Annotated in this window: 10 protein-coding genes and 1 tRNA gene; 6 read left to right on the forward strand and 5 right to left on the reverse strand. The window is 35.4% G+C overall.

Annotated elements, in window-relative coordinates; translation table 11 throughout:
* From ACJML3_RS02435 to ACJML3_RS02445, 3 genes are all read left to right on the forward strand, one after another.
* A partial coding sequence (locus ACJML3_RS02435; protein WP_406020290.1) for a hypothetical protein occupies positions 1 to 424 on the forward strand: 424 nt, incomplete at its 5' end.
* Positions 425 to 571: 147 nt separating this feature from the next.
* The gene (locus ACJML3_RS02440) at positions 572 to 2,449 is read left to right on the forward strand and encodes a putative nucleotidyltransferase substrate binding domain-containing protein (protein ID WP_406020292.1); all 1,878 of its coding nucleotides are present in this window, start codon (positions 572 to 574) and stop codon (positions 2,447 to 2,449) included.
* Entirely contained in the window at positions 2,449 to 3,153 is a 705-nt protein-coding gene (locus ACJML3_RS02445) for an exonuclease domain-containing protein (protein WP_406020294.1), read from the forward strand. Before ACJML3_RS02440 ends, ACJML3_RS02445 begins: the two co-directional genes overlap by 1 nt.
* A 56-nt stretch (positions 3,154 to 3,209) precedes the next feature.
* Here the strand turns inward: ACJML3_RS02445 and suhB are convergent, their stop codons facing one another.
* On the reverse strand, positions 3,210 to 4,013 hold the full coding sequence (gene suhB, locus ACJML3_RS02450) for an inositol-1-monophosphatase (protein WP_406020295.1): 804 nt from the start codon (positions 4,011 to 4,013) through the stop codon (positions 3,210 to 3,212).
* A 125-nt stretch (positions 4,014 to 4,138) separates the two neighbouring features.
* Here suhB and ACJML3_RS02455 point away from each other — a divergent pair, with 125 nt between their 5' ends.
* On the forward strand, positions 4,139 to 4,666 hold the full coding sequence (locus ACJML3_RS02455; protein ID WP_406020297.1) for a hypothetical protein: 528 nt from the start codon (positions 4,139 to 4,141) through the stop codon (positions 4,664 to 4,666).
* A gap of 74 nt (positions 4,667 to 4,740) precedes the next feature.
* Here ACJML3_RS02455 and uvrB read toward each other — a convergent pair whose 3' ends face one another.
* A complete protein-coding gene (uvrB, locus tag ACJML3_RS02460) occupies positions 4,741 to 6,795 on the reverse strand; it encodes an excinuclease ABC subunit UvrB (protein WP_406020299.1) in 2,055 nt (684 codons plus the stop codon).
* A 224-nt stretch (positions 6,796 to 7,019) separates the two neighbouring features.
* Here uvrB and ACJML3_RS02465 point away from each other — a divergent pair.
* Both ACJML3_RS02465 and ACJML3_RS02470 read left to right on the forward strand, forming a co-directional pair.
* Positions 7,020 to 7,095 (forward strand) — tRNA-Asn (locus tag ACJML3_RS02465).
* Positions 7,096 to 7,300: 205 nt separating this feature from the next.
* Positions 7,301 to 7,852: a DJ-1 family glyoxalase III gene (locus ACJML3_RS02470; RefSeq protein ID WP_406020301.1), complete on the forward strand. Its 552-nt coding sequence runs from the start codon at positions 7,301 to 7,303 to the stop codon at positions 7,850 to 7,852.
* 53 nt (positions 7,853 to 7,905) lie between these two features.
* On the opposite strand, the gene ACJML3_RS02475 is transcribed toward ACJML3_RS02470, so the two are convergent.
* The 3 genes from ACJML3_RS02475 to ACJML3_RS02485 form a co-directional block, all read right to left on the reverse strand.
* Entirely contained in the window at positions 7,906 to 8,181 is a 276-nt protein-coding gene (locus ACJML3_RS02475; protein ID WP_406020303.1) for a hypothetical protein, read from the reverse strand.
* A gap of 77 nt (positions 8,182 to 8,258) precedes the next feature.
* Entirely contained in the window at positions 8,259 to 9,833 is a 1,575-nt protein-coding gene (locus ACJML3_RS02480; protein WP_331853821.1) for a S16 family serine protease, read from the reverse strand.
* Positions 9,834 to 9,844: 11 nt separating this feature from the next.
* Positions 9,845 to 11,344 (reverse strand): translocation/assembly module TamB domain-containing protein (locus ACJML3_RS02485; protein WP_406020305.1); only part of this gene is annotated, 1,500 nt, incomplete at its 5' end.

Here is an 11,344-nt window from a genome sequence, read left to right on the forward strand (position 1 = left end):
ATCAAAGATCGCTACTGTTGAGCCATATAAGGTAAAAGAGCGTTTATATACCTTTGAAGAAATGAAATCAGGTGATGACTATGATGTAGATTTTACAAAGTCTACTCCATCAAGAGATTTTGAAACTGGTTTTGATTTTGAAAAGAGTGTACGAGCAGGCGGTCTTAAGAATGCTAATCTAGATGGTATTGAAGGTATCTCTACCCCAGAACTTCATGCTGTAGATTATCAGTCTGTTCCATCAGGCCGTGACTATGAGTCAGGCGCTGACTTTGAAAGATCTACTCTTGCAGGTGGTTACTCAAACCGCTTCTCAGGAGCAAGCACAAGATCAATCGATACAAAGCGTCCATCTGAACCTTACATCAATGAAAATTCAGAAAAGACTGAAACTGAAAGTGAAAAATCTGATTCAGCTTTATAATTTCTGAATAATTCTCAAAAAACCTGTTCATAAAATGAGCAGGTTTTTTTTCAAGATTTTGAACCATATCATTCAGATCACTATCATGTAACCGTTTACAAGTCTATAATTATTCTTATACATAAGGTTTCAACCAAGGAATAAGCTATGGACAAGTCTTTATTACCTAATATATACGAGTTTATTTCACAGACATATCCTTTCTCACAGTTAAATGATCTTGAAAAAGATGCAACTGCAACCAAAATAGAAATCTCATATCATGCAAAAGATGACTGCATTGAAAATGAAGATCTTGCAGGCGCGGGTCTTTTCATGGTTAGAGCAGGTTGCGTTGAGGAAAGAAATAAAATTGATAACTCTTTAAGAGCTAGACTGTCTGTAGGAGACACTTTTGGTTTTACTCAGATTGATAAAGAAGGAGAATCCGACTATAAAGTCGTTTTCCTTGAGAATACTCTATTGTATCTGATACCTAAAAACGTTCTTCAGTTTCTTATTACCAAAAACAAATCTGTCGGAGATTATTTTAACTCTAAAGAATGGATTAGATTGTCTTCATCACATAATTATGCTGATGAAATGAGTGGTAATGAAAATGGCTCCTACCACAATAAAAGTATTGATTCTGTATGTACCCACGATCTAGCTGTAGTAACTAAGGATACCTCTATTTGCCATACTGCAATTACACTTGGTGAACACAATACAGATCTTGCAATGGTAATGGAGAATGAAAAACTTTTAGGTATTGTTACAAAATCAGACATTACCCTTAAGGCTGTTGCTAAAGCTCTTGATATTAACATGCCAATATCAACTATCATGACTTCAAATGTAATGACTATAGATGCGGATAAATCAATTTATGATGCTCTAGAAATCATGGTAATGTACAACATCAAGAATCTGCCGGTTCTTAAAAATTCAAAAATCTATGGCTCTGTTTCAACTACAAGTCTTCTTCAGAATACTCAGCTTCAGGCTATTTATCTGTGTCAGAGAATTACAAGAGCAAAAACAGTCGATAAACTTGTAAGATTATCTGAGCAAAAAAGAGAGATTTTTGAAACTCTTGTGCAGATGAATGTAAAGCCACATACCATTCAGAAAGTAATGAGTCATATCGCAGATACTTTCTGTCAGGCTTTAATAAAAATTGCACAAAACAAAATCGGCGAGCCTCCTATGCCTTTTGCTTTTGTTGCAGCAGGCTCTCAGGCGCGCTCTGAAGTTCAGTTTCTATCAGATCAGGATAACTGCATAATTACTCAGTCAGAACCTGATGAAAAAGCTCTTGCCTATTTTAGAGAGCTTGCAAACTTTGTTAATACCAATCTTGATAAATGCGGTTACACACTTTGCGATGGAAACTTTATGGCTTCAAATGAAAAGTATCTGTGCTCTATCGATAAGTGGAAGGAGTATTACAACGACTGGATCTTAAATACAACTCAAGAAGCTATCCTTGCAAGCTCGGTCTTCCTTGATATGAGAGCAATCCACGGTAATGTTGGACTTGTAAAGGAGCTTAGAGAGCATCTTGTTAATCAAGCAAAGGAAAACAGCAGATTTCTAGCAACCTTAGTATCCATATCAACTAATGTTGCTCCTCCTTTAGGTACATTCAGACAGTTTGTTCTAATGAAAGATGGAAACAACAATCCATATCTTAATATTAAAAAGCAGGCAATTAACCTGATAATTGAACTTGCAAGAATCTACGGTATCGCAGCAAAATGTCTGTCAACTGATACATATGAAAGACTTGAAGCAGCTGTAAAATGTGATCTGTTAAAGGAAGTTGATTACAAAGAACTTGCAGAGGCATATACATTCTTAAATCATGTTAGATTTAATCATCAGCTAAGAAGTCTTGCTAATGGCAAAGAGCTTACTAATAACATAAATCCAGAAGATTTAAGTCAGTTTGAAAGAAATCATTTAAGAGATGCTTTCAGAATTATCGCAAAACACCAAAAAGCAGCACAATTCAGATTTGCTCCTGGTCGAGGAATTCTCTAATGGGACTTTTCAGTTTATTAGATCCTATACAGATACTTAACAAAAGGATTGAAAAATTCAGCTCATCAAAACACTGTCCTGATGAGCTACGTCAGTTCTATAAAAAGATAGACGTTAGCAAAGATACTCCTATTAAGCAGTGTCAGATTACAGCTATAGATTTTGAAACTACTGGTCTTGATATTGAAAATGATCAGATCTTGTCTATTGGAGGTATCGATATAACAAGATCGGCAATACAGTTCAATTCAACCTTTCATTACTATATTAAAAACAGGGAAGATGTAATAAAAAAGGAATCTGCAATAATAAATCAGATAACTCCTGAACTGCTTGCAAACGGTAAGGATATATCTGTTGCCATTTATGATCTTCTAGAAAAGATTTCAGGAAAAATCATCCTTGTTCACTGCTCATATATTGAATGCGGCTTTATCAGGAAAATTCTAAGACTAAGAAAAAAAGATCCCCTGCCTTTTCTTGTGCTAGATACTATGGAAATTGAAAGAAAGCTTAATATGGCTAATCCTAATATTGATGTAAGACTAAGTTCAATAAGGGAAAGAAGGAATCTGCCTGAATATGAGGCTCATAATGCGTTAATAGACAGTCTTGCAACTGCAGAAGTGTTTTTAGCTCAGATTAGAGATGTATTTAAAAATAAACCTGCAACAATTCTTCCTTTATATAAAAGATCACTGTAATGTACTTATGAAAAAGGCTGACATCTGTCAGCCTTCATTTTAGATTTGATTGTTTCTTACTTTAAGATTGCAGGTAATGTCTGAGCTTCGCAAACCTTAAGCAGACTGCGTAACATTGCAGGATTTCCGCTAACTAGGTTACCGCTCTTTACATAGCCTTCCTCGCCTGCAAAATCAGTGGTAATACCACCAGCTTCACGAAGAATTAACTCACCTGCAGCAAAGTCCCATGCCTTTAAACCCTGCTCTAAGTAGCCGTCAAATCTACCACAGGCAACATAGCATAAATCAAGACTTGCACTGCCCATACGACGTACATCAGCACAGTTTGAAATCAGGCGTGAAAATAGAACTAGATAAGCTGACATTCTGTCACGATATCTTGTAGGGAATGCAGTTCCGATGATTGCTCCATCTAGAGAATCACGGTTAGAAACGCGAATTCTGCGGCTGTTTAGGTAAGCACCTTCACCTCGAGATGCAGTGAACATCTCATTTAAAACAGGATCAAAAACTACACCAATTTCAGTCTTACCATTGTGGCGTAAAGCAATTGATACTGCACAGTGAGAAATTCCCTGAACAAAGTTTGTTGTTCCGTCAATAGGATCGATAACCCACTGATATTCAGAATCAGGATTACCTAAAAGACCAGCTTCCTCAGTTAGGAATGAATGATCTCTGTATGACTTCATTAGTGTGTCAACAATTACCTTTTCACACTGTTTATCAATACTTGTAACAAGATCATCTTTATTCTTTGTAGTGATTTCAAAGTTATCCTGCTGACCGATGTTACGAGCAATTAAATTACCAGCCTGGCGTGCAGCACGTACTGCAATGTTAAGCATTGGATGCATCTTTTAATTCCGTTTTTCAAAAAGCAATTCAGTAAAATGAATGTATCTGTGGTGACACACAAACCTGTGCCTATTATAATACATAAAGTAGATTTTTATAAAAAAATTAGTGAAAAGGTTATCTTATGACTGTAAAAAACGGCACCTATACAAAGGTATTAAACGATCTTAACAAAGCAGGAATCACCACTACACCTTTTGTCTGGACATCTTTAATGATAGGAATTATGTCAAAGGGTGTTGAAGCTGGTTCAAGAATTTTCATAAATTCTTTTTCTTCACTTTTAAATGACAATCAGCCACTTCCAGGAGAAATTATCGCTGTTCTTACAAATCTTGGTATGGATTTAAAAGAAAAGATTGAAAAGGGAGATGAAGATTTATTCAGCATGCCTGATTCTTCTTTTGACAAAAAACTAAGACTTCAAACTCTTGCTGACCTATCTTACGGTTTTGCTTTAGGCCTTACTGTAAATTCAGAAGACGGCTCTTTAGAGAAAATCAAGGACAAGGAAATGCTTGCAGATTTAGCTACCATTAGTGAAGTTGCAAAAGTTGATATTGAAGCAGAACTTGATGAGGAAGATCTTGATAACGTATTAGGTTTCATGATTGATGTAGCTCAGAAAAACTATGCTTTAAACCAGAACTGATATAATTTTATTAACCTGCAAAAAAGAAGGCATTTGCCTTCTTTTTTTCTAGCTGTATCGACAAATTCATACTTCTAATCAGTTTCAGAAAGATCTATTCCTGGTAGAAGAATAAGAGCCTGTCTTAAATCTGCAATTTCATCTCTGATAGCTGCAGCTTCCTCAAATTTAAGTTCTAATGCTAGCTCCTTCATGCTCTTTTCTAATGTTTCAATTCTCTTTGTAAGATCCTTTGCATTTATGCGCTTTGACAGAGTCTTCTGCTCCCATTGAGCACGAGATATAGGTTTAGCTCTTTTCTCTTCAGGAACCTTAAAGGAATTGGTCTCACTGATTGCAAGATCCATTACATCAACAATCTTTTTGTTAATTTGCGTTGGAACAATATTATGCTCTTTATTGTATTTTTCCTGAATTGCTCTACGTCTTGCAGTCTCATCAATAGTGATCTGCATTGAAGGTGTTATCTTGTCTGCATAGAAAATAGCTCTTCCGTTTACATTTCTTGCAGCTCGTCCTACTGTCTGTATAAGTGATCTGTCTGATCTTAAAAAACCTTCCTTATCAGCATCAAGAATTGCAACTGTTGATACCTCAGGCATATCAAGACCTTCTCTTAAAAGGTTAATACCAACAAGAGCATCAAACTCACCTAATCTTAGATCGCGAATGATTTCCATTCTTTCAACAGCATCAATATCAGAATGAAGATATCTTACTCTAATATCATGATCTGAAAGATATGATGTTAATTCTTCAGCCATCTTCTTAGTCAGTGTTGTAATAAGTACGCGCTCATTTTTTTTGGCACATGAGCGGATTTCTGACATAACATCATCAACCTGACTTGCAACAGGTCTTACCTCAATTATCGGATCTAAAAGACCTGTAGGTCTAATAACCTGCTCTACAATCTGACTCGATTCATCAAGTTCTAGCTGAGCTGGGGTTGCAGAGACATATAAAGTCTGTGGCTGTAATTTTTTAAATTCATCAAACTTCAATGGACGGTTATCATATGCAGATGGTAGTCTGAAGCCGAAATTTACAAGACTTTCTTTTCTTGATCTGTCTCCTTTGTACATTGCTCCTATCTGGGGAACTGTTACATGGGACTCATCAATAATGAGCAATCCGTCTTTTGGAAGATAATCAAAAAGACAAGGTGGAGGAGCACCTTCTTCTCGACCTGTAAGATATCTTGAATAGTTTTCAATTCCTGAGCAGTAACCTAACTCATTTATCATTTCGATATCATAGGTTGTTCTCTCTCTTAAGCGCTGCTCTTCTAGTAACTTGTTTTCGTTAAGAAAATACTGACATCTGTCATTTAATTCTACTTTTATTTCATCAACAGCTCTTTGCAGGATCTCTTTTGGGGTTACATAATGATTTTTTGGAAATACAGTAACTCTTTTAAGTTTCTGTAAAGTTTCACCTGTTAGAGGATCAAATGTCTTAATGGATTCTACACAATCATCGAATAGTTCTAATCTTATGGCATATCCATCTGACTCTGATGGATAGATATCTATTACGTCGCCTCTTACTCTGAAAGTTGATCTTTCAAAACCGATATCGTTTCTTGTGTACTGAAGTTCAGAAAGCCTTTTTGTTATATTATCCTGAGTTATTTCCTCTCCTACTGTTACATGAAGCATCATTTTTAAGTAGGTTTCAGGTTCACCTAAACCATAGATTGCAGAAACGGAACAAACAACAATAACATCCTTTCTTTCCATCAAGGCCTTTGTGGCACTTAATCGCATCTGATCGATATGATCATTAACCTTGGCATCCTTTTCAATAAAGGTATCTGATGCTGCAACATAAGCTTCAGGCTGATAGTAGTCATAGTAGGATACAAAGTATTCAACTGCATTTTCAGGAAAAAACTCCTTCATCTCACCATAAAGCTGAGCTGCAAGAGTTTTATTATGAGACAGAATCATTGTTGGTCTGTTCAGCTTTGCTATAACATTAGCCATAGTAAAGGTCTTACCTGAACCTGTTACACCAAGCAGAGTCTGTGCCTTATCCTTATTTAAAAACCCATTTACGATCTTATCTATTGCCTCTGGCTGATCGCCCGTTGGCTGAAAATTAGCATGCAGTTTGAATTCTTTCATTTTTATCTATTCCGTGAACTGAACAAGACTATTATAGTATTATTAGGCGATCCAATTAAATTTGATGATTTTATATTTTCTTTTTTATAAGAGTGCATATATATGCGTATTGTAAAATTTTCATTGATTTTAATAAAAAAATTTTTCAAACTTTTGTTGACACAATTGAAAACAGCCTTTATAATCATCTCCGTTTTCAAGAGATTGAAAACAAAAATCTAAGTTCCTCCTTAGTTCAGTCGGTAGAACGGCGGACTGTTAATCCGTATGTCGCAAGTTCAAGTCTTGCAGGAGGAGCCACTCATTTTATTCCCTAAAGAAACTAAATACAATCTTAGTTTATTCTTTGTATTATTTCAGCTTACTATCTGATTTTTATCGTATTTTATTATTTATTAACAGAATTTCATTTGTTTCTTGACCTACAACTAACTTTAATATTAACAAAGTTGTCGTTATTCTAATCATTAAATAAAATTACAAAAAAAAACTAGTGGAGAGAAAAATGAAGACTGCATTAATAGCCATGGCAAATGGCACAGAAGATATTGAAGCAATTACAACATTAGATATATTAAACAGAGCTGGAATCAAAGTTACAACTGCTTCAGTTACAAGCGATAATACCAGAATGATTAGACTGTCAAATGGAACTGTAACAATCTGTAATATGACTATTGATGAGGTCTGCGAAAACTACGACATAGTAATCGTTCCTGGCGGTCCTGGCACTAAAACACTTGCATCTTCTGAAAAACTTATAAACATTCTAAAAAAACAAAAAGATGAAAAACGTCATGTAGCAGCAATCTGTGCAGCTCCTGGAGTTGTTCTATATAATAAAGGAATTATAGATGATGGTACTGTAATGGCAGGTTTTCCAGGAACAGAAAACGGATACGACAATTTCACTGATAAAGGTGTAGAAGTTTCTGGAAACGGATATATTATTACAGGAAGAGCGCCAGCATATACAATGGAATTTGCTCTTACCATTGTAAAACAGCTTATTGGCATATCTGCATATCAGGACGTTTTATCAAGAATTTATCCATAAAAAAAATACCTGATATTTCTATCAAGGTATTGTATAAATTCTGTCATTAGCCATTAATGGTGATGATGGAATTTTCTCTTATGATGACCTCTATGATAACCATAATCATGGTGATGTGGAGGTGGTGGAGGCTCATGAAAATGTCTTGGTGGAGGTGGTGGAGGCGCATGGTGATGATGATGAGCTCCTACACCGTATCCATAATTCATTCCAACAGATGAACCGTAATTGTTATTCTGCTGGTAGAAAAAACCAAAACTTTCACCAGCTGAAGAAACTGAGCTAAGACCTAATAACAGAGAAAAGATAACACAATTTCTTAACTTCATATATAAAACTCCTTGTTTCATATTTGATGAAGTAAGAATATTTTAATTAGATTAATTTTATATTAGAACATACATTTTTACCAAAAATGCCACCAACTTTTGGTTTCTCTTTCATTAGATACGCTATCTAACCTATCGCAGATCTTTGAGTAGATTGAATTTTCTATATTCTCATCCCCCCAGATAGTATTCATAAGAAGCTTTGCTGCACCAGTTACGTGGCCCACTACATATATATGGAATTTTCCTTTTTTAACTGCATTTACAACAGATGGTCTTAAAACCAGCTGATTTATGCAAGAAATTGGAATAATAACGCCTTGAGTACCAGTAAAACCATGTAGTCTGCAGATTTTATAGAAACCTTCTATTTTCTCATTAAGACCACCTACCGGCTGAACATCACCAAACTGATCAACTGCACCGGTAACAGCTAAATCCTGTCTTATTGGGAGATTTGCAAGACTTGATACAACTGCGCACAAGCCAGTAAGTGAAGCTGAATCACCATCTATTTCAGAATATGACTGTTCAAATACAAGACTTGCTGACACAGGCATAGGTGTTTCCTGACAGAATTCGTTTGATAAAAAGCCGTTAATAATCATCATAGCTTTTGCATGGATCTGACCGGCAAGCTCTGCTTTTCTTTCAATATCAATAACGTCGCCTTCACCACCAGCTCTTAATGTAGCTGTAATTCTTACAGGTTCTCCATACTCATAAGAAGTACCAGCAGTCTCAATTACACTAAGACCGTTTATCTGACCTACAGACTCACCTCTTGTTGCAAGCAAGATCTGATTGTCCTTGTGATTTCTAAGACCAAGAACTGATAATGAGTTAACTCTGAAATCTTCAGCTCCAATAGCTTTTAAAACATTCTTGTATGTAACATATTTTGATTGTGCATAAGAGCTTGCTGCTATAACAAGATCACATAATCTTATTTCAGGAATACCTATGTACCTTCTGTCACCTGACTGTCTTGAGGACCAAGAGCACATAAGTTTTATCGCATCAAGATCAAAAGGTTTTACATTGAACTTTTCCTGATAATCCTTGATAAGTCCAGCCATAAGATTTACAGCTCCTAAAGCTGGATACTCCAAAACAAGATCGGTTCTCATAACATGATCCAGTGTCGTCCACATCATATTAAGAGCAGCACAGTCTGTATCATCACCTGTTAAGATTAGTTTTAAATGCTGATTTGTTTCAAGACTTGCATTAACAAGACCTAACCATTTTGGATGATCAATAAGATGAGAACAAGGCATTATTACAACGCCTTTAGTATTTAGTACGCCTATTTGATTATTAGATCCAAAGCATTGTTCTTTACTTGGTGCAAAACAAATAGATGGAGCTGTTCCACTTATCTTAGTAACAAGTTCATATGCAACTTTATTTGTATCCACAAGAGAACTGCCGCAAAGCATAAGTAACTTTGAATTGCTATTTGAAAGCAGATCTTTTATTGCTTTTTTTGCTCTTAACTGCAGTGAAGCAAAAGACCGAGCTTTTACATCATCGGATGAGGTTATTGAAATACTATCGAAATGACTGATTAAATCACCATACTCAAGTTCAAGAACAACATCTTCATCAAGGCGACCATCAGAATTCTTTTTTGAATTAATATATTTCACTTGCAACCTCGTTAATCTACTTCAAAGTTGTAAATTAGATCTATTGACTGATCTATTGCAGATATGAATTCAGCATACAGTTTTCTTACAATTTCATATCTTATTTTAAATTCATTTACTGAATTATAAATACCATAACCATATGATAAACGAATTCTGTTTGTCAGATAAGTCTGAACTTCAAGCTGTGTATCCTCACCAGATCCAGATGAACCTAGCTGCACACCATCCATTCCAAAAATACCTACAATAGAATTAATTACACCTGTTGTCGTACCCATTCCAAGAGTTAACAGAAGCTGTGCTGATGATGAGTCTGTATTTACCTGATTCTTTTCAAGTCCATGTCCGTATAGTAGATATGACAGAATCTCATTTTGACTCATTGCAGGTTTTGAGAACAGCTGTATCTGAGGTGCACTTGTATTACCCTTTATATATACGCCAGCAGTTACATCATCTTCAATTGTTGACTGATCAACTACAACTTCAGCATCTAAATATGGAACAAACAGATTTTTCTTGAAGATAGCGTCAGCTTTATTCACAATAAATTTATGTCCAAAAACCTCAACTCGTCCATTTACCAGTGACACCTTACCCTGTCCCTGCACAATAGGACTGTCAGTACTCTTTATAACTCTGACTGAGCCTACTGCATTTGCCTTAAGTCCCATAGCATCAACTTTGATCTTATCTCCTAAAAGAACATTCACATCAATGCTCATATCATTGTTAAGCTGTCTATCCTTAAGATATACTGTTGTCTTTTTTAGGTTACTTGCTTTGGTAATAAGAATTTCATCTTCAGATGGAGATACTGTAGAGTTTTCAATATCTTTGAATTTTATTAGAGCTGAAGAAATATATATATCACCTTGAACACTCAGTTTTTTGTTTATATTTACAAGAGTGTCAATATCTACTGAAGCCTCGCCATAGTGAAGCAAGAACACAGGAATAGACTGACCTTTTACTTTGATAGAAGCAAGAGGAGATTCAGCCCAATCAAGATTACCATTTATACTTAAAGGAACCTCATTGAGTTTTAACTCACCATTGATAAGGCCTGTATTTCCATTTGCATCAACCTGAAGGTCAAACTCATTTATCTGACCGATACTGATTCTAGGTTCAGCTCTTCCTTTTGCCATCAGCTTGCCATAAAGCAGTGGTGAACCAATTGAGCCTGAAAGTCTTGTATCAAGATTCAGCTTACCTACAAGAGCATTAATCTGATTTGATGCAGATGAAAATACTGACAAATCTATATCGTCAAGAACAACAGAGCCTGATAGTGTCTTTGCTGAATATGGATTATCTACTTTTAATTTTATATTTGCCTGACCTTTATCCCTGAAAATCTGAGCGTTAAAGGAAAGATCATAACTGTTATATGTAGCATTTAGATCAAGATTTGCTTTTGATAAAGGAACAATAAATGTCTTATAGCCAATTAAACCTTTATTAAATTCTAAAGTTCCTTTTATGTTTGGTACTGAATCTTTATA

Source organism: Succinivibrio sp., assembly GCF_045124615.1.
Lineage (GTDB): Bacteria > Pseudomonadota > Gammaproteobacteria > Enterobacterales > Succinivibrionaceae > Succinivibrio > Succinivibrio faecicola.